Genomic DNA, 19603 nt, shown 5'->3' on the forward strand with positions numbered 1-19603 from the left:
CCCCTCCTGGGGCTCCGTAGAACCCTCGAATCGGACCAAACCAACGCGCCGCCTCACCCCCGGCGCCCGGGGTCTGCATCAGTCCTGCTCGGTGGAGCGCTCCGCCCGGAGCCGCTCGATCTCCGCCTCGAAGTCGGCCAGGGTCTCGAATCCCCGGTACACGGAGGCGAAGCGCAGGTACGCCACCTCGTCCAGCTCGCGGAGCGGGCCCAGGATGGCCAGCCCGACCTCGTGGGCCGCGATCTCGGCGCATCCGGTGGCCCGGATGCTCTCCTCGACCCGCTGGCCCAGCTGCGCCAGTGAGTCCTCGCTGACGGACCGCCCCTGGCAGGCCCGCCGGACTCCGGCGATCACCTTCTCCCTGAAGAACGGTTCCGTCACACCGCTGCGCTTGCTCACCATGAGCAGGACGGTCTCCTGCGTGGTGAACCTGCGCCCGCATTCCGAGCACGTACGCCTGCGGCGGATGGCCCCGCCGTCCTCGGTGGCCCGGCTGTCGATGACTCGTGTGTCCAGATGGCGACAGAACGGACAATGCACGCGTGTCGCCTCCTTGACTAACGAAGCGGCCGACCCACCTCACCTACCCATGTCGCGCACGCACAGACGCTCGCGCACACATCTTCGAATAGTCGAGATGCGGTAATGGAACCACAATCTGTGGTGAAGGGTTGCGATGCAGCCACTAGATGTTGTGGTCCAACCGTAGAAGTGCGCGACCATGAACGCAAGTTGAAACGACCTTGCCGGACGAAGTCGCTGATCAGCCGTCACATCCCGGCGTGTCGCCACCCGGGCGAGACCCCTCTCACCCCGGGCGCCCCTTCCCTCACATCCGTCCCAGGCGATCTGTCAGGCGAAAGACCCCGCGCCCCTCCCCCACGCCCGCCGACCGCCCTTTCGGGCCCCTCCCCCGCGTACGCCGCCATCCCCCCACCCGGGGGAGTGAGCCCCTCGGGTCTCAGCGGACGAGGCCCTCGGGGAGGTAGAGCCGGGTCCCCGGCCGGACCTCGGGGCCGGACAGCCCGTTGAGGTCCATGACACGACGGACCGTCGGACCGGCGTCGGCCTCCTCCGTCAACGCGTCCGCGATCTCCCACAGCGTGTCGCCCGCGTGCACCGTGATCCGGGGAAGACCCTCAAGATCCGGCCGCCCGCCCGCCGAGGCCATGTCGATGCGCCCGCCGATCCAGAGCACCCCCAGGGTGAACAGCGCGAGCACCGCCACCGCCACGATCCTTCCACGTCTGGTGAGCCGGAGCGGCCGCCGGACGGGCGCGGGACGGGCGACGCCGGAGCGGCGGGCCCGCGCCACGGGCGCCACCGCCGATCCCGGCACCCGCCTCTGCCCGGAGCCGCGCCCGGATCCCCGCCCGCCCCTCGGCCCGGACCCGCGCCCCGCCTTCGACTCGGATCCGGGCCCGGCCCCCCTGTCGGCCTCGCGACCGGGCCACTGTCTCCGCTCACGCCCGGACGGCCGCCCCGGCTCGCGACCGGACCCCTGCCCGGACTCGCGACCGGGCATCCGCTCGGACCCCCGCCCGGATGCCCGCCCGGACCTCTGCCCGGATCTTTGCCCTGCCCCCCTGCCGGACCGCGGCTCCGGCACCCGCCCCCACCCTGGACCCGGCACCGGCCCGGCCCCCCGCTCCGCCTCGGCCCTCCCCCCGAACCCCTCGGGCCTCGGCGCGGCCTGCTGCGCGAGACCTGGCTCCGGCTCCGGGCGCGGGGGCGGCACGAGCCGCAGGCGCGGCGCCTCCGGTGATCGCCGCGCGGTCCGGGATGCCGGCGCGGTCCTGGATCGCGGTGTCGTCGTGGTCGGTTTCATGGTGACCCCCATCCCCTCGACCTGGCCGAACACATGTCGAAGAAAGATCGGCGAATCGAACACGATGTCGATCGAACTCCCGTACGATGTTGTACACCACGGCGTCGCCGATTTCGAGGACATTCGAACAATTGTTTGAGTATGATCTTCGGCCGAGGTATGGTCGCTGTGTGCGACGTGTCAGATACAGACCGGGAGGCGAGGAGTTCGTATGAGCCAGCACAACGAGAACGGTTCGGCCGCCAGCGACCTGGCGGTGCGAAGGCGTGACTCCCTTGGCCTCACCCCCAGGCAGCGGAAGATCCTTGAGGTGATCCGCGATTCCGTGCAGCAGCGCGGATACCCGCCGTCCATGCGGGAGATCGGTGAGGCGGTGCAGCTCACCAGCACCTCCAGCGTGTCGCACCAGCTGACGGCTTTGCAGCGCAAGGGCTACCTGCGGCGTGATCCGCACCGCCCCCGCGCCCTGGAGGTCCGCCTTCCCGGCGAGCCCGTGCTGTGGGTGGATCCCGACTCCGGTGATGACGAGGCTCCGGTCAGCCGCCCGACCGCCGCCTACGTCCCCCTGGTCGGCCGGATCGCCGCCGGTGGCCCCATCCTCGCCGAGGAGAGCATCGAGGACGTCTTCGCCCTGCCCAAGCAGCTTGTCGGCGAGGGCACGCTCTTCCTCCTCCAGGTGACCGGTGACTCGATGATCGAGGCCGCCATCGCCAACGGCGACTGGGTGGTCGTACGCCAGCAGCCGGTCGCCGACAACGGCGACGTGGTCGCGGCGATGATCGACGGTGAGGCCACGGTCAAGACCTTCAAGCGCAGAGACGGCCATGTCTGGCTGGTCCCGCACAACCCCAACTACGACCCGATCCCGGGTGACGAGGCCACCGTGCTCGGCAAGGTCGTCGCGGTCCTCCGCAAGCTCTGACGGGAGCGTTCCCGGCGGTCTGCTGACCGCTCCCCACCGTTCCCCGCGGCCGCCGGGCGAGCGCCGGAACGCGCCGTTCCGCGGCGAGTTCCACACCACGCGCCTTCGGCCTCCGTGACACGCCGGAGGACGCGCGACACGCCGGAGGGGCGGGGTCCCGATATCGGGACCCCGCCCCTCCGGCGTTTTCGCGGGTGCCGGGGGGCCGCCCATCGGATGGGCGGCTCCCGGGCACCTCCGGCTCACGTTCCGGCAGCGGCCGTCGAGACCACGCCCGACGGCCTCACCGGCCGCGCGGCGACCTTCCCGGCCGCCTGCTCCCGGCCCCCTAGGGGACGATGTTGACCAGCTTGGGCGCGCGGACGATCACCTTGCGCGGCGTGCCGGACAGGAAGGACCTGACCTTCTCCGATCCCAGGGCCAGCGCCTCCAGGTCGGCCTCGGAGATCTCCGGGGAGACCTCCAGCCGGTCGCGCACCTTGCCCGCGACCTGGACGACACAGGTGACCGACTCCTGGACCAGCAGCGCCGGGTCGGCCACCGGCCAGCCCGCGGTGGCGACCGAGGCGGAGTGTCCCAGCCGCTCCCAGCCCTCCTCCGCCGCGTACGGCGCGACCAGGGACAGCATGACCGCCAGGGTCTCGGCGGCCTCCCTGACCGCCGGGTCGGCCGCGCCGGGCCCGGAGTCGATGGCCTTGCGGGCCGCGCTCGTCAGCTCCATCATGCGCGCCACCGCGACGTTGAAGCGGTGGGAGTCGACCAGCTTGGTGACCTCGTCGACGGTGTGGTGGACGACCTTGCGCAGGTTCAGGTCTCCGGCGGTGACGTCCACCCCGGGTGCCGAGGCCGCGCCGGCCTCGGTCATCACCCGGAACGCGCGGGCCAGGAACTTCTGCGACGCCGCCGGGGAGACGTCGGCCCAGTCGATGTCGTCCTCGGGCGGTCCGGCGAAGACGACGGTCAGCCTGACCGCGTCGACACCGTAGGCGTCGATCTGCTGGCCCAGGTCGACACCGTTGCCCAGCGACTTGGACATCGCCTTGCCCTGGTTGATGACCTGCCCCTGGTTCAGCAGGCGGGTGAAGGGCTCGACAAAGTCGATCATCCCCATGTCGTGCAGGACCTTGGTGAAGAACCTGGCGTACAGCAGGTGGAGCACGGCGTGCTCCACGCCGCCGACGTACTGGTCGATCGGGCCCCACCTGCGGACGCGCTCGACGTCGAACGGGCCGTTCTCGTACGCCGGGTCGACGTAGCGCAGGAAGTACCACGAGGAGTCGACGAAGGTGTCCATCGTGTCGGTGTCGCGCTTGGCCGGGCCGCCGCACTTGGGACAGGAGACGTTGACCCAGTCCTCGGCCGAGGCCAGCGGGGAGACGCCCTTGGGTGCCAGGGCCTCGCCGCGCATGTCGGGCAGGGTGACGGGCAGCTGGTCGTCGGGGACGGGGACCTCGCCGCAGTCGCCGCAGTGGATGATCGGGATCGGGCAGCCCCAGAAGCGCTGGCGCGACAGCAGCCAGTCGCGCAGCCGGAAGTTGACCGTGAACCGTCCGGTGCCCCGCTCGCTCAGCACCTCGATGATCTTCCGGATCGCCTCGGTCTTGGCCAGGCCGTCCAGCGGGCCGGAGTTGACCATCGCGCCGTCGCCGGAGGTGGCGACACCGGTCTCGCCCGGATCGGCCAGGCCGGTGTGCACGACCACCCGTACCGGCAGGTCGAAGGCACGGGCGAAGTCCAGGTCGCGCTGGTCGTGCGCGGGCACGGCCATGATGGCGCCGTGGCCGTAGTCGGACAGCACGTAGTCGGCCGCCCAGACCGGCATGCGCTCGCCGCTGACCGGGTTGACGGCGTACCGGCCCAGGAAGACGCCGGTCTTCTCCTTCTCGGTGGACAGCCGGTCGATGTCCGACAACTTCGACACGCTGGTCCGGTACGCCTCGAAGGCCTCGCGCCGGTCGTCGGTGACGATCTCCTCGGCCAGCGCCGCGTCCGGAGCGACCACGAAGAAGGTGGCGCCGTACAGGGTGTCGGGACGGGTGGTGTAGACGGTGACCGGCTCGTCGCGGCCCTCGATCACGAAGTCGACGTCGGCGCCCTCCGAGCGGCCGATCCAGTTGCGCTGCATGGCCAGCACGCGCTCTGGCCAGTTGCCCTCCAGCTGGGCCATGTCGTTCAGCAGCCGGTCGGCGTATTCAGTGATCTTGAAATACCACTGCGTCAGCTCCCGGCGGACGACCTCGGTCCCGCAGCGCTCGCACCTGCCGTCCTTGACCTGCTCGTTGGCCAGCACGGTCTGGTCGTTCGGGCACCAGTTGACCAGGCCGCCCTTGCGATAGGCCAGGCCGCGCTCGAAGAAGCGGTTGAACAGCCACTGGGTCCACTTGTAGTACGAGGTGTCGCTGGTGTGCAGGCGGCGGGACCAGTCGAAGGAGATCCCGTAGCGCTTGTAGGAGCCGGCCTGGGTCTCGATGTTGGCGTAGGTCCACTCCGCCGGGTGCGCGTTGCGCTTGATCGCGGCGTTCTCGGCGGGCAGGCCGAAGGAGTCCCAGCCGACGGGGTGCAGCACGTTGTAGCCGCGCTGGACCCAGTAGCGGGAGATGACGTCGCCCAGGGCGAACGCCTCGGCGTGCCCCATGTGCAGGTCGCCCGAGGGGTAGGAGAACATGTCGAGCATGTAGCGCCGCTCACGCGGGTCGGCGGGGTCGTCGGAGGCCCGGAAGGGGTCCAGTTCCTCCCACCTGCGCTGCCACTTGACCTGCAGCGTCTGCGGGTCATAGTGCTGCTCGTCGCTCTGCATGTCGGCTCGCTCGCTCACGTCGGTTTCCTCGGGGTGTGTCTGCGTGGATGGTCTGACCCGTCAGGCCCAATGCAAAAACCCCCCGCTCACGCGGAGGGCAGCCGCATCGGCAGGGCGCTCAGGGACGGGAAGGCCGATGCGGCCCGATAAGCAGGGTCGCGGCACGCATAGACCAAGACTATCGCAGCCCGCAAGGCGTATTCGTGGCCAGCTGAAACGGGGCCGATCGCGGCAAGCGGGGGACAGGATCCGGCCAGGTCGGCAGAATGGGGTTCTCGTACTCGCGGGGCAACGAGACTCGACGGCCATGCGCCTGTTGTGACCTCGTATGTCTCTCACGTTTACTCTTTTAACCGTGGCATATTCAGCAGAGCCGGGGCAGGGCCCGGATCCGATGGAGGTCGGCCTGCCCATGCAGGATCCACCGACCGACCCCACCGGACTCCAGTTCAGGGGGGCGTTCTCCGGTTTCCCTGCGAGCCACCCCGTCTCACGTGAGACCATGCCCAATACGCCTAATTCGGGCACCCGCGCGGGAGGTAAGGAAAGCATGGCCTCGGAGCAGTCCAGCCAGTCCCACCTGCCTTCGGCATGGCCGGAGGCTGCCGAGCCGTCGCCCTCGTGGACGAACGACCCCCTCGGCACCGGCCCCCGGCTTCCCCGCCCGCAGGACGAGCCGCGAAGCGGCAACGGCTCCTCGTGGCAGACCTCACCCGGTGCGGGGCAGCACCCCTCCGCCTCCCCGGCGGACTCCCCCGGTGGCCGGCCCCAGAGTCCCCCGCCCCACGGCGACGGTCATACGCAGAGCCCGCAGGCCGACGGCTGGGCACAGGCGACCAGCCCGCAGAACAACGGATGGGCACAGGCGTCGACCCCCCGGACCGACAGCTGGTCGGAGGCTTTCAGCCCGCGCAACGACGGCTGGGCGCAGGCGTCCACCCCCCAGGGTGACGGCTGGGCACAGGCGTCCGGCCCGCAAGGCTCGGGCGGTACGCAGACATCCGGGCCGCAGGGCTCAAGGGCGCAGGGAGACGGCTGGGCGCAGGCGTCCGGGCCGCAGGGCGCAGGGTCGCAGGGCGATGGCTGGGCACAGGCGTCCGGCTCGCAGGATGCCGACAACTCACACCAGACCTCCCCCGGCAACGGATGGCCGCAACCCACCCCCTCCCAGGACGGCTGGGCACAGGCCGGTACACCGTCCAACGACGGCCGGCCCAGCACCACGCCCCCGGACGACGGTCGCACGCGGAGCCCCCAGGCCGACGGCTGGGCACAGGCGTCCAACCCGCGCAACGACGGCTGGGCGCAGGCCTCCAACCCCCAGGGTGACGGCTGGGCACAGGCGTCCGGCCCGCAAGGCTCAGGCGGTACGCAGCCATCCGGCCCGCAGAACGACGGCTGGGCACAGACATCCGGCTCGCAGGGACCAGGCTCGCAGGGTGACGGCTGGGCGCAGGCGTCCGGACCGCAGGACACCGGCGGTTCGCACCAGACCTCCCCCGGCAACGGATGGCCGCAACCCACCCCCTCCCAGGACGGCTGGGCACAGGCCTCGGGCCCGCAGGCCGAGGGCGGCCACCCGTCCTCCCCGAACAACGGATGGCCGCAGTCCACCCCGTCGCAGGACGGCGACGCTCAGCACACGTCCACCCCCCAGACCGGCTCCTCCAACGGCTGGGCACAGGCCACCGCGCCGTCCGGCGGCGGCTGGCCCGACACCACCCCCTCCAACGACGGCCGTACGCAGAGCCCGCAGGACAACGGATGGGCACAGGCCTCCAGCCCGCAGGGTGACGCGCGCCGGCAGGGTTCCGGTGCGGCGGCGGGCGAGGCGTGGCAGTCCTCCGCGCCGGGGCACGACGCCCCCGCCTGGCCTCCGGCACAGACCACGGAGAACGGCGGGTGGCCGCCCTCGCCCCCGGCGGAGAACGCCCCCTGGCCGCCCGCGGCCCCGGCGGGCGGTGGCGCCTGGCCTCCGGCCCCCTCCTCGGGGAACGCGGGCCCCGCCGAGGCGCAGACCTCGGCGTTCTCCCCCTCTTGGGCGAGCGGCGACGCTCCGGCCGCCCCCTTCGGGGGCGCCCACCCCGGCGCCGCCCAGGGAAACGCTCAGGGCACCCCTTCCGGTGTCGCCCCCGGCACTCCCCCCTTCCCGGGCGGGTCACCTGACGGCGGCCCCCCGAACAGCGCTCCGAACGGCGCCCCGAACGGTGACGGCACCGAAAACGCGCGGCGCAGCTACGGCGTGCCGGACACCCCCGCCATGTGGGCCCTCGCGGCGAACGCGGCGGCCTCCAACGCGCCCGCACCCCCGGGAGCCCCCGTTCACCCCGGAGCAGGCCTCCCGCCGTCCCAGGCCCAGCCAGGCCGGCCCGGACACCCTGGCCAGCCCGGACAGCCCACTCACCCCGGCCAGCCCGGACACCCGGGTCACCCCGGCCAGCCCGCGCATCCGGGCCAGCCCGGCCACCACCTGAGCCGCGACCCCTCCGACCCGAACAAGCCGTTCGTCACCGCGGGCCAGATCAGCGGCCCGAAGACACCTCCGCCCGAGCGCCAGCAGGAGCTGTGGAACACGGTCTTCGGCGACAACTACCAGGCCATCGAGGACGAGGACGAGCTCGGGGAGCGGGGACGACCGGTCTGGATCTTCGCGCTGGCCGGGTCCGCGGCCATCGCGCTGCTCGGCGCGGTGCTCTGGGCGTTCCTCGCCGGGCCGCTGGCCGGCGGCGAGGAGATCCCCTCCGATCCCAAGCCCTCGGCGGCGGCCACCAAGAAGCCGGCCAAGCCCGCCGCCATCGGCCGCCTGCCGCGCTTCACCGGCGACGCGTCGCCGGTGGCCGGCACGCTCACCGACCAGCAGGCGGGGATCACCCTGGCGCGGCTCGGCGCCCCCTGGCGGCAGGACCAGCGCCCCGGCATGCCCGCCTCCTACGGCTTCACGACCCGCCAGTATCTCCCCGCGGGTACGGACTCCACGGGCAAGACCCAGTTCGCGCAGCTGATGTCGGGCCCGCTCTCCCCGCGCCTGAAGAGCAAGTACACCTCGCCGGAGAACCTCGCACCGGTGATCAACGCGGTGGCCTCCAACGGGCGCAACAAGTTCTTCCCCGAGGGCAACACCGCCCGCAAGACCGCCCAGCAGACCCTGTCGGTGAACGGCCTGCCCGGTCAGCTCGCGGCGTACGAGATCACCTCGGGCGACTCGAAGACGACCATGGTCGTGGCGGCGGTGAGCACCGGCGCCGACCTTCCCTCGATCGTCTACATGTCGGTGCCGGACAGCAAGAAGGAGCTGCTCCCCGACATCAACACCGTCTTCAAGTCGATCCGCGCGGCGGGACAGTGATCATCCCGGCGGTGACCGTCCCGTAGGGGTTCCCGGAAACCGCCGGAGAACCTAGAAGGCGCACTCCATCCGCTTGATCCCGTTGATGAAGCTGGAGTGGAGCCGCTCGGGGACGCCGCCCTCGATCCGCGGGACGCGACGGAGCAGCTCGCGGAACATCACGGTGATCTCGCGGCGGGCGAGGTGGGCGCCCAGGCAGAAGTGCGGCCCCGGGCCGCCGAAGCCGATGTGGGGGTTGGGGCTGCGGGTGATGTCGAAGCGGAGCGGGTCGGCGAAGACGCTCTCGTCGCGGTTGGCGGCCCAGTAGTAGAACACCACCTTCTCCCCCGCGCGGTAGAGGTGGCCGTTCATCTCGTGGTCGCGGGTGACCTTGCGGCGCATGTAGTTGACCGGTGAGGCGAGGCGGACGATCTCCTCGACGGCACCGGGCAGGCGCCCGTCGAGGTCCTGGAGCAGCAGCTCCCGCTGGTCGGGATGCTCGGTGAACAGGCGCAGGCCGTGGGAGATGGCGTTGCGGGTGGTCTCGTTGCCCGCCACCACCAGCAGGATGAAGAACGAGCCGAGCTCCTGCATCGTCAGCTTCTCACCGTCGATGTTGGCGTTGACCAGCGATGAGGTGAGGTCGGTCGTGGGGTGTTCCGCCCGGTGCGCGGCGAGGTCCTGGACGAGCTGCTGGAGCTCCATCCCCGCGGTCAGCAGCCGCTCCGCGACGGTGTTCATGTCGAGGCCGACGTACTCGGGGTCGAAGCCTCCGAGGATGACGTTGGACCTGTCGAAGACCGTGCGGTAGTCCTTCTCCGGTATCCCCATCATGTCGCAGATGATCTTCAGGGGCAGCCTGGCGGCCACCTCGGTCACGAAGTCGCAGCCCGGCCCCTTCGCGACCAGGTCGTCCACGATCCGCACGGCCGCGGTCTCGACGTCGGCCTCGAACTGCTTGATCATCTTCGGCGTGAACGCCCGGGACACGATCCTGCGCAGCCTCGCGTGCCGGGGGTCGTCCATATTGATCATCGAACCGAAGTACTCGGCGAACTCGGCGGGCATGTCGAGGATGTTGGTGGCCCCGCCGTCCCCCGAGCAGAACACCTCGGGGTTACGGCTCGCCTCCAGGATGTCGGCGTGCTTGACCAGCGCGTGGTAGCCGGGCCCTGGCGGGACCAGCGGGTTCTCCATCTCCTGGTAGAAGGCCGGACGCTCCAGCTCCCTCAGGAGCCGGAAGGCGTGCTCCCGGTCCGGCATGGGCCTGGCCCAGAAGCCGGCGTCCGACAGGTCGAAGTCGTCGGCGGAGACGATCGGCTTCCGCTCGGCTGGCGTCACGCTCATGGCGCCCATCATTTGGGAAAGCAAACGCTTGAGTCAATGCGACGTCCCCGGGCGGCGCCCGGAAGCCGCGGCCGAGGCGCTCGACGCCGTCCCCGGAAGTCGCGGCCGGGATACTCGACGCCGCGCTCGGACACCGCGGCCGAGACAACCCGACGCCGCCCTCAGAAGTCGCAGTCGAGATGCTTGATGCCGTTGATGAAGCTGGAACGCAGGCGGTCGGGCTCCCCCGCGGAACGGATTCCGGGCAGGCGGGTGAACAGCTCGCGGAACATCACGGTGATCTCGCGGCGGGCGAGGTGGGCGCCCAGGCAGAAGTGCGGCCCCGGGCCGCCGAAGCCGACGTGCGGTCCCTCCGTACGCCGGATGTCGAAGCGGTACGGGTCGGTGAAGACGCTCTCGTCGCGGTTGGCGGCCCAGTAGTACAGCAGGACCTTCTCGCCCGCGCGGTAGAGGTGGCCGTTCATCTCGTGGTCACGGGTGAGGCTGCGGCGCATCCAGGCGACGGGCGAGGCGAGCCGGACGATCTCCTCGACCGCACCGGGCAGGCGCCCGTCGAGGTCCTGGAGCAGCAGCTCCCGCTGGTCGGGATGCTCGGTGAACAGGTGCAGCCCGTGGGAGATGGCGTTGCGGGTGGTCTCGTTGCCCGCCACCACCAGCAGGATGAAGAACGAGCCGAGCTCCTGCATCGTCAGCTTCTCGCCGTCGATGTTGGCACTGGTCAGAGCGGTGATGAGGTTGTCTCCGCCCTCGGCGGCCAGGGAGATGACGAGGTCCTGGAGCCCCTGCCCCGCACCGAGGAGCAGTTCGGCGGCGCGGCTGACGTCGGCGATGAACTCGGGGTCGCCGCCCGACAGGATGATGCTCGTGGCGTCGAAGACCGCCTGGTAGTGCTCGGGACCGATGCCCATCATGTCGCAGATGATCTTCAGGGGCAGCTTGGCGGCCACCTCGGTCACGAAGTCGCAGCCCGGCCCCTTCGCGATCAGGTCGTCCACGATCCGCACGGCCGCCGCGTCGACGTCGGCCTCGAACTGCTTGATCATCTTCGGCGTGAACGCCCGGGACACGATCCTGCGCAGCCTCGCGTGCCGGGGATCGTCCATATTGATCATCGAACCGAAGTACTCACCGAACTCGGGGCCGAGGTCCTGGATGGACGTCGCCCCCCGGCCCGAGGAGAAGATGTCGGGATGGCGGCTGGCCTCGATGATGTCCGCGTGCCGCACCAGGGCGTAGTAGCCGGGGCCTGGCGGGGCGAAGGGGATCTCGGGCTCGGCGAACAGGATGGGGCCGGGCTGCGCGCGGAGCACCGCGAAGGCGGCCTCCCGCTCGGCCATCGGGCGCTCCCAGAAGGAGATGTCCGACAGATCGATGTCCGCGAGTGAAACCGTCATGCCAGCCTCCACTAGAACCGCATTCTATTTTACGGATCCTGCCACAGGACACTCGGCGCAACCAGCCCAGGACGGGGTTGCCGGCCTTCCCGGAGCGCTCCCGATACGGGAAGCGCCCGGCCTGGGAACATGCTCCACCCTGGAACCCGGCGAAAGGAAGGCCACCGCCTGGCCAAGCTGGTCCGCGCACGCGGTCCGCGCCTGAAAGGCGTTCCGGAAGGCGGTTCCGGCGACCGACCCCCGGCGGCCTGGGGACCACACGCTCAGCGCCCCGGCGACCAATGACCCGGCGCCCGGGACCCGACGGTCAGCGATCCTGCGCTCGGCAGACCGACGCTTGGCGGACCGGCGGTCAACCGTCGGCGGCTCGGTGGAGACGGGCCCCGCCGCTCAGCGGTCGCCGGCGATGAGGTCGGCGGCCCTTTCGGCGATCATGACGGTGGGCGCGTGGGTGTGTCCCCGGGTGATGAGCGGCATGACCGAGGCGTCGGCCACCCGCAGGCCGGCGACCCCCCGGACCCGCAGGGCGGGGTCCACCACCGACCCGGGATCGTCGCCCATCCGGCAGGTGCCGACCGGATGGTAGAGGGTCTCGCTGCGCTCGCGGATCCAGCGGACGAGCTCCTCCTCGGTCCTCGGGTCCCAGTACGGGTCCATCGGCGGCCCCGCGAGCGGCCGGAGCGCCTCGGTGGTGAACAGCTCCCTGGCCTTCCGCAGTCCGGCGACCTGCCGCCGGACGTCGGCCTGCGCCGTCAGGTAGCCGGGGTCGATCACGACGTCCCGGCCGTCCAGCGAGAGGCGGCCGCGGCTCTCCGGCCGGAGCAGGATCGAGGCGATGGTCAGGCCGTGGCCGGGCGGCGGGGTGAGGCCGTGGTTGACGAAGGAGCCGGGAGCGAAGATCAGCTCGATGTCGGGGGCGGGCTCCTCCTCGGAGGTGCGGATGAACGCGACGGCCTCGCCGATGTTGGAGGTGAGCATGCCCCGGCCCCCGGCCAGGAAGCGCAGCAGGTTGCCGGTCGACTCGGCGCGGGCGAGGGTGATCGGCCTGAGGCAGTGCAGGAAGACGCCCGACGCGAGATGGTCCTGGAGGTTCGCGCCGACCCCGGGCAGCTCGTGGACCGGCTCGACACCGGCGGACCGCAGCTCGTCGGCCGGGCCGATGCCCGACAGCATCAGCAGGTGCGGTGAGCCGATCGCCCCGGCCGACAGGATGACCTCCCCGCGCGCCCGCGCCACCGCGGTGCCGCTGACGCCATCGCCGTCGCCGCCGTACTCCACCCCGGTCGCGCGTCCGTCCTCGACGAGCACCCGGCGTACGCGGGAGGAGGTGAGCACGGTGAGGTTGGGCCGCCTGGCGGCGGGGGTGAGGTAGGCGTCGGCGGAGCTCCAGCGACGGCCCCTGCGCTGGGTGACGGGCGTCTGCGAGCAGCCCTCGTTGGAGGGGCCGTTCAGCTCCTCCAGGCGGGCGATGCCCAGTTCCTCGCAGGCCCGCAGGAAGAGCGCGGTGGCGGGGTTCGGGGAGCGCAGCTCCGAGATGTGGATCGGCCCCTCCGTGCCGTACACGCCACCGCGGTTGGAGCCGGCGCGGCGCTCGACCCTGCGGAAGTACGGGAGGACCTCCTCGTAGGACCAGCCCGGCACGTTCCATCCGTCGTAGTCGGCGCGGTGCCCGCGCACCCACATCTGGGCGTTCATCGAGGAGGATCCGCCGAGCATCCGGCCGCGTGGCCAGTAGAGTTCCCTGCCCGACAGCTCGGGCTGCCTGACGGTGGTGAAGTCCCAGTCGCGCTCGGTCTTGAACAGCTTGGAGAAGCCGGCGGGCATCCGGACCTCCAGCTTCCGGTCGGAGCCGCCCGCCTCGATGAGGGCGACCCTCGTGCCGGGGTCGGCGGAAAGACGGTTGGCCAGCACACATCCCGCCGACCCCGCACCCACGATGACGTAGTCGTAGTCCACGCTCACTGACCTTTCATCGCACAGTCGGCCAGCTCGCCTCCCCGTAAGCGCGCTCTTATCTGCTTACTCCCCCATGGTTTGCCCGTCAATTTGTCTTCGCGTTACCTACCGGTCGGTATCTCGGGCTGCCAGTATGAGCGGGTCAGAGCTTGCTCGGAGGAGGACGTACGATGCTCAACCTGTCGATCGCACTGGAGGACAGCGCCCGGGTGGCCCCCGACCGCACCGCACTGGTCTTCGGTGACCTGCGGCTGCCGTACTCGCTGGTCAACACCGTCGCGAACCAGGTTGCCAACCTGCTGGTCTCCCGCGGGATCGGCAAGGGTGACAAGGTGGCGCTGGCCTGCCCCAACCTGCCCTACTTCCCGTTCGTCTACTACGGGATCCTCAAGGCCGGCGCCACGGTCGTACCGCTCAACGTGTTGCTGCAGTCCAGGGAGATCGCCTACCACCTGGACGACTCCCAGGCCAAGGCGCTGTTCTGCTTCGAGGGCACCCCCGAGCTGCCGCTGGGCGAGCGGGGCAGGGCCGGCTTCGAGGGCGCCTCCGCCGAACACTTCTTCGTGCTTCCCGCCACCGCGTTCGCCACCGAGTCCGAGTACGGGGAGACGCTGTGGGCGGCGCTGGACGGTGTGTCCGGCGAGTTCGAGACCGTGCAGACCTCGCCCGACGACACCGCGGTGATCCTGTACACCAGCGGCACCACCGGCCAGCCCAAGGGCGCCGAGCTCAGCCACCAGAACATGCTGCTCAACGCCATGGTCTCCGACGAGATGTTCCCGCGCACCGAGGGCGGCGACGCCTACCTCGCGGTGCTGCCGCTGTTCCACTCCTTCGGGCAGACCGTCGTCATGAACGCCGGGTTCCGGCGCCAGGCGACCGTCGTGCTCATGCCGCGCTTCGAGCCGGGGCCCGCCCTGGAGCTGATGCGCGCCGAGAACATCACGCTGTTCGCGGGCGTGCCGACCATGTACTGGGCGATGCTGACGAAGATCCACTCCGACGGCGACGAGGTGCCCACCTCGCTCAGGATCGCGGTCGCCGGCGGTGCCTCCTCCCCCGTCGAGGTGCTCAAGGACTTCGAGAAGACCTTCGGGACCGGGATCCTGGAGGGGTACGGCCTGTCGGAGACCTCCCCGGTGGCCAGCTTCAACCAGCTGGGCAGGCCCACCAAGCCCGGCACGATCGGCACGCCGGTCTGGGGGGTGGAGATGAAGCTGGTCGACGGCGACTGGAAGACGATCGAGGGTGAGGGGCCCGGCGAGATCGCGATCCGCGGCCACAACGTGATGAAGGGCTACTACAACCGGCCCGAGGCGACCGCCGAGGTCATGCGGGACGGCTGGTTCCGTACCGGCGACATCGCCACCCGTGACGCCGACGGCTACTACTCCATCATCGACCGGGCGAAGGACATGATCATCCGGGGTGGCTTCAACGTCTACCCGCGCGAGCTCGAAGAGGTCCTGATCACCCACCCCGAGGTCTCCCTCGCGGCGGTGGTCGGGGTCGCCCACGACTCGCACGGCGAGGAGGTCAAGGCGTACGTCATCCGCACCCCCGGCGCGACGGTCACCGAGGAGGAGCTCATCGCCTGGGGCAGGGAGAACATGGCGGGGTACAAGTATCCGCGGATCGTCGAGTTCCGTGACGCGCTGCCGATGACCGCGACCGGGAAGATTCTCAAGCGCGAGCTCCGCTAGGGGCCCGCACCCGCCGCGGCCCGCCCGTCCGGCGAGGCCGCGGCGGCGGGGCCGGGCTCCGGGTGGCACGACGCGCCGCCCGGAGCCCGGCCCCGAGGTGTCAGGCCTGGTAGACCTCGAACTCCGACAGCTGCGCGGCCGGCCAGCCGGTGTTGCCGGTGACGTTCACCCGGACGTACCGGGTGGACGTCTCGGAGAACGTGATCGTGACCGTGTTGCCGGAGCCCGGGTCGAAGGAGCGGCCCGCCGACCCCGAGAGCGTGGTGAACGACGACCCGTTCGTGCTGCCCTGCACCGACAGCGTCTGTGTACGGGCCTGCCAGGCGGCCTGCGGCGGCAGCTTCAGCATCACCCTGCCCACCGACGCCGCCGAGCCGAGGTCGACCTGGATCCACTGCGGGAACGCGTTGTTCGCGCTCTCCCAGTAGCTGTTCGGGTCGCCGTCGACCGCGTTCTGCGGGACGAAGGTCTGGTTGTGGCTGCTCGCCGTCACCGCCTTGCCCCGCGCCAGGTTGGTGTTGGGGGCGGTGTCCGTGGTCACGTTCGCGGTGTTCGACGGGGGCGAGACGTTGGAGGCCGCGTCGTGGGCGGTGACGGTGAAGGCGTACGCCGTCGCGGGGCTCAGCCCGGTCACGGTGTGCGTGGTGCCCTGCACGGTGGCCACGACGGTGCCGCCTCGGCGCACCTGGTAGCCGGTCACCCCCACGTTGTCGGTGGAGGCCGACCACGACAGCGACACGCTGGTCGCCGTCTTCCCCGTCACGGTGAGGTTGCCCGGGGTGCTCGGTGCCTGCGTGTCGCCTCCGGCGACGGATCCGTACACCTCCAGCTCGCCCAGCTGCGCGGCCGTCCAGCCGGTGTTGCCGGTGAAGGTGAGCTGGACGTACCGGGTGGAGGCGGCGGGGAACGTGATCGTGACCGTGTTGCCGGAGGCCGGGTCGAAGGAGTGACCCGCCGATGCGGCGAGCGTGGTGAACGACGACCCGTTCGTGCTGCCCTGCACCGACAGCGTCTGCGTGCGGGCCTGCCAGGCGGCCTGCGGCGGCAGCTTCAGCACCACCCTGCCCACCGACGCCGCGGCGCCCAGGTCGACCCGGAGCCACTGCGGGAACGCGTTGTTCGCGCTCTCCCAGTACGTGTTCGGGTCGCCGTCGACCGCGTTCTGCGGGACGAAGGTCTGGTTGTGGCTGCTCGCCGTCACCGCCTTGCCCCGCGCCAGGTTGGTGGTGTCGCCGCCTCCGATCGTGGGCGGGGTGGGGCGGGTGGCGGTGAGGGCGATCTGGCCCTTGAGCATCCGGCCGCCGTCGCCGGTCAGGCGCAGGTAGTAGTCGGCCGAGCAGGCGGTGCCGTCCTCGTCCAGGGCGAGCATGCCGGAGTCGGCAGGCACGTCGGCGAGGGTCTCGGCGGTCTTGGCGATCTGGTTGCCCTCGTTGTACTCGTCGAACATGGAGATGTAGATGCCTTGCGCGCCGACGCGGACCATGTTGTAGAACTGGCGCCACATGAAGTCGCCGTGGCGGCGCTGGCGGGTGGTGACGTCGCCGGGCAGCACGCAGGGCTGGTAGTCGATGCCGTGGGCGTCGCAGTCGGCCTGGTCGGGCAGGTTGACGTTGGCGTAGAAGTGGTCGACGTCGGCGATGGTGCCGATCCGCCCCACCATCCAGGGGGAGATCATGTGGAAGGCGTGGTAGACCTCAAGGAAGCCCGGGCGTGAGTCCTCGACGCCGCGGCGCCAGTGGGTGGGCACGCCGCCCATCACGTAGCAGCCCTGGTCCTTGAACCAGTTGACGACCTCCAGGCAGGGGCCGGGCGCCCAGGGGCGTTTGGGGTCGTTGAAGCCGAAGCCCCAGATGCCGACGACGGGTTTGCCGTTCTGCATGGCGTAGGCCGGCGAGGTGGTGTGGGCCTTCATCTTGGTGAGCCAGTCGGTTTTGATCTCCGGCTGCATGTTCGTCCAGTCGGTGACGTCGTACATGATGTAGTACTTGCGGCCGTTGGCCTCGGCGGCGGTGCGCACCTTGGCGGCCATGGCGTCACGGGTGGGGCCTTCGCCGCCCATCGGGTTGAAGCGTTGCAGGGCGGCGGTGTCGATGTTGTTCTCGCGCATCCAGCGGAAGTGGGTGTCGACGGTCTGCTGGTCGTAGGAGGAGAACAGCGTGGCGGGGCGGCCGTTGTTGAGGTTGGCGTAGGCGGTGGGGTAGGTGTTGGTGTATTCGCGCGTGTCGGGCCAGGCGACGATGGTGTTGTTGGAGCGTGAGGGGCTCTGGGCCATGTTGTCGCTCCAGTGCCACCAGCCGTTGATGGGGGCGTTGTCGCCCTTGCAGGCGAACCAGCCCTGGTAGCCGACGGTGATCTTCCCGACCACGTCGCCGACCGGGCTGTCGGCGCGGGCCGCGCTGTTCAGCGCGGACAGCAGCTGCGACGACGACACCGCGGCGAGAGCGGAGCCGGACACCACGGAGGTCATGAACCTCCGACGCGAGACGGCCACGTGAACTCCTTTCGTCCGGAGCGGCCATCCGTGCTTCGCCGCTCCATCCGGGGGGCGGGGGGTGCCGTGCCGGTGGGGCCCGCGCGGGCGGCTGGAACGTGTTCCGGCCAGGAGGAAACCGCACGCCACGGGCACGGGGGCGGCACACGTCGCCCCCGGCGCGACAGCGGGCCGCCTGCGTCATCCTGACAGGACTCGATACGCAAACGCAATAGTCAGAAATCTAGGCGAAATCTACCGTCACCAGCATGCAAGAATTTGCGTTCGGATTTGCGTCCGGACCGTTCCAGGGCACGCCCGGGGCTGAGAGGGGCCCGGACGCCGGACGGCCCCCGCCTCGGGGTCTCCGAGGCGGGGGCCGTCCGGTCTGGTGTGAACGCTCACGTGAGCGCCCGCGCGGATTCTCGTAGAGGAACATCCCGTACGAGCGTCTCCCGCGCGGGGGCTTCCCGCGTGAACCGTGTTCCGGCTGTCAGTTCCGAAGGTCGGGTTTCGGGCTTCGAGTTTCGAATGCCAGGTTCCGCAGGCCGGGTTTCGGGTGTCAGGTTCCTTGGGTCAGGTTTCGGGGGTCAGGGCCAGTCGCGCGAGGGGCGGAGCGGGAAACCGGCCGTGCCGTCGGCGTCGAGCTTCACCCCGAGGACCTGGTGGAGCTGGATCTTGTTGCGTTCGAAGCCGACCACGCAGGCCGCCATGTAGAGGCGCCAGACCCGCGCCGTGCCCTCGCCGACCTCCTTGACCGCCTCGTCCCAGTGGTCGTCGAGGTTCGAGCACCAGAAGCGGAGGGTCTGCGCGTAGTGCTCGCGCAGGTTCTCCTCGTGGCGGATCTCGAAACCGGTGTCCTCGATCTGGCGGGCCAGGTAGCCGACCGACTCCAGCTCACCGTCGGGGAAGACGTAGCGGTTGATGAAGCCGCCGGCGTTGAGGGTCTTCTCCGTGCCCGTCGGGCGGGTGATGCAGTGGTTGAGCAGCCGCCCGCCGGGGACGAGCTTGTCGTACAGGAAGCGGAAGTAGAAGGGCAGCTGGTCCTTGCCGATGTGCTCGGTCAGGCCGATCGAGCTGACGGCGTCGAAGCCGGTCTCCGGCACGTCGCGGTAGTCCATGTGGCGGACCTCGGCGAGCTCGCCGAGACCGGCCTCCGCGATGGCCTTCTGCGCCCACTCGGCCTGCTGGCGTGAGAGAGTCACCCCCAGCGCCTTCACGCCGTACTCGCGGGCGGCGTGGATGACCATGCCGCCCCAGCCGCAGCCGACGTCGAGCAGCTTCATGCCGGGCTTGAGGTCCAGCTTGCGGGCGACGAGCTCGAACTTGGCGAGCTGCGCCTCCTCCAGCGTGGACTCCCGCTCGGGGAAGACCGCGCAGGTGTAGGCCATGGAGGGGCCGAGCACCCACGAGTAGAACTTGTTGGAAACGTCGTAGTGGTGATGGATGGCCTCGGCGTCGCGCTGCTTGGCGTGCCTGCTGCCCATCCTGGCGAGCATGCTGCGCCGCACCTCCTGCGGAGGCGGCGGCATCCGCGTGAGCAGCGGGCGGACCCCGAGGGCTCGGATGGCCGCGAGCTTCTGCCCGACCGGGATGTCGTTGACGGTGAGCGACCACATGCGGGACAGCAGGGTGTACATGTCCCCGTGGACGTCGAGGTGGCCGGACACGTACGCCCTGGCCAGACCCAGCTCTCCGGGGGCCTGCGCCAGATACGCGACGGCCGCCGGGGTCTTCACCTCGACACTGATGTCGGCGCCGGACGGCCCGGCCTTGCTTCCGTCGTAGGCGACGAAGCGCACGTCCGCCTCGGGCCCCATGACCTTCTCGAAGATCTCTGCGAGCAACACAGAATCAGCCT

Annotated in this window: 11 protein-coding genes; 3 read left to right on the forward strand and 8 right to left on the reverse strand. The window is 70.5% G+C overall.

What is annotated here, in order from left to right:
• Positions 1–78: 78 nt before the first annotated feature.
• Both nrdR and ACFFRH_RS30190 read right to left on the reverse strand, forming a co-directional pair.
• Positions 79–540, reverse strand: a complete 462-nt coding sequence (gene nrdR, locus ACFFRH_RS30185) for a transcriptional regulator NrdR (RefSeq protein ID WP_344750011.1) — start codon at positions 538–540, stop codon at positions 79–81.
• A 421-nt stretch (positions 541–961) separates the two neighbouring features.
• Complete coding sequence (locus tag ACFFRH_RS30190) at positions 962–1324, reverse strand: LysM peptidoglycan-binding domain-containing protein (RefSeq protein WP_344750009.1); 363 nt, start codon at positions 1322–1324, stop codon at positions 962–964.
• 715 nt (positions 1325–2039) lie between these two features.
• Here ACFFRH_RS30190 and lexA point away from each other — a divergent pair.
• The gene (lexA, locus tag ACFFRH_RS30195) at positions 2040–2750 is read left to right on the forward strand and encodes a transcriptional repressor LexA (RefSeq protein WP_329084305.1); all 711 of its coding nucleotides are present in this window, start codon (positions 2040–2042) and stop codon (positions 2748–2750) included.
• Positions 2751–3078: 328 nt separating this feature from the next.
• Here the strand turns inward: lexA and leuS are convergent, their stop codons facing one another.
• Positions 3079–5547 (reverse strand): leucine--tRNA ligase, encoded by a 2469-nt coding sequence (gene leuS / locus ACFFRH_RS30200; protein ID WP_344750021.1) that lies wholly within the window; start codon positions 5545–5547, stop codon positions 3079–3081.
• A gap of 550 nt (positions 5548–6097) precedes the next feature.
• Here leuS and ACFFRH_RS30205 point away from each other — a divergent pair.
• Positions 6098–8893: a hypothetical protein gene (locus tag ACFFRH_RS30205; protein ID WP_344750008.1), complete on the forward strand. Its 2796-nt coding sequence runs from the start codon at positions 6098–6100 to the stop codon at positions 8891–8893.
• A 51-nt stretch (positions 8894–8944) separates the two neighbouring features.
• On the opposite strand, the gene ACFFRH_RS30210 is transcribed toward ACFFRH_RS30205, so the two are convergent.
• The 3 genes from ACFFRH_RS30210 to ACFFRH_RS30220 all read right to left on the reverse strand — a co-directional run bounded on the left by ACFFRH_RS30210 (position 8945) and on the right by ACFFRH_RS30220 (position 13575).
• Positions 8945–10219 (reverse strand): cytochrome P450, encoded by a 1275-nt coding sequence (locus ACFFRH_RS30210; RefSeq protein WP_386161084.1) that lies wholly within the window; start codon positions 10217–10219, stop codon positions 8945–8947.
• A gap of 161 nt (positions 10220–10380) precedes the next feature.
• A complete protein-coding gene (locus ACFFRH_RS30215) occupies positions 10381–11613 on the reverse strand; it encodes a cytochrome P450 (RefSeq protein WP_386161085.1) in 1233 nt (410 codons plus the stop codon).
• Between the two features lie 390 nt (positions 11614–12003).
• On the reverse strand, positions 12004–13575 hold the full coding sequence (locus ACFFRH_RS30220) for a GMC family oxidoreductase (RefSeq protein WP_386161086.1): 1572 nt from the start codon (positions 13573–13575) through the stop codon (positions 12004–12006).
• Between the two features lie 164 nt (positions 13576–13739).
• Between ACFFRH_RS30220 and ACFFRH_RS30225 the strand changes: the two genes are divergently transcribed.
• Entirely contained in the window at positions 13740–15272 is a 1533-nt protein-coding gene (locus ACFFRH_RS30225) for a long-chain-fatty-acid--CoA ligase (protein ID WP_344750006.1), read from the forward strand.
• A 100-nt stretch (positions 15273–15372) separates the two neighbouring features.
• On the opposite strand, the gene ACFFRH_RS30230 is transcribed toward ACFFRH_RS30225, so the two are convergent.
• On the reverse strand, positions 15373–17763 hold the full coding sequence (locus ACFFRH_RS30230; RefSeq protein WP_344750005.1) for a galactose-binding domain-containing protein: 2391 nt from the start codon (positions 17761–17763) through the stop codon (positions 15373–15375).
• A gap of 569 nt (positions 17764–18332) precedes the next feature.
• Positions 18333–19592 carry a class I SAM-dependent methyltransferase gene (locus ACFFRH_RS30235; RefSeq protein ID WP_344750004.1) on the reverse strand — a complete coding sequence of 420 codons (1260 nt, stop codon included), beginning with the start codon at positions 19590–19592 and terminating at the stop codon, positions 18333–18335.
• Positions 19593–19603 lie beyond the last annotated feature (11 nt).

This window comes from Streptosporangium vulgare (assembly GCF_042428775.1).
Classification (GTDB): domain Bacteria; phylum Actinomycetota; class Actinomycetes; order Streptosporangiales; family Streptosporangiaceae; genus Streptosporangium; species Streptosporangium vulgare.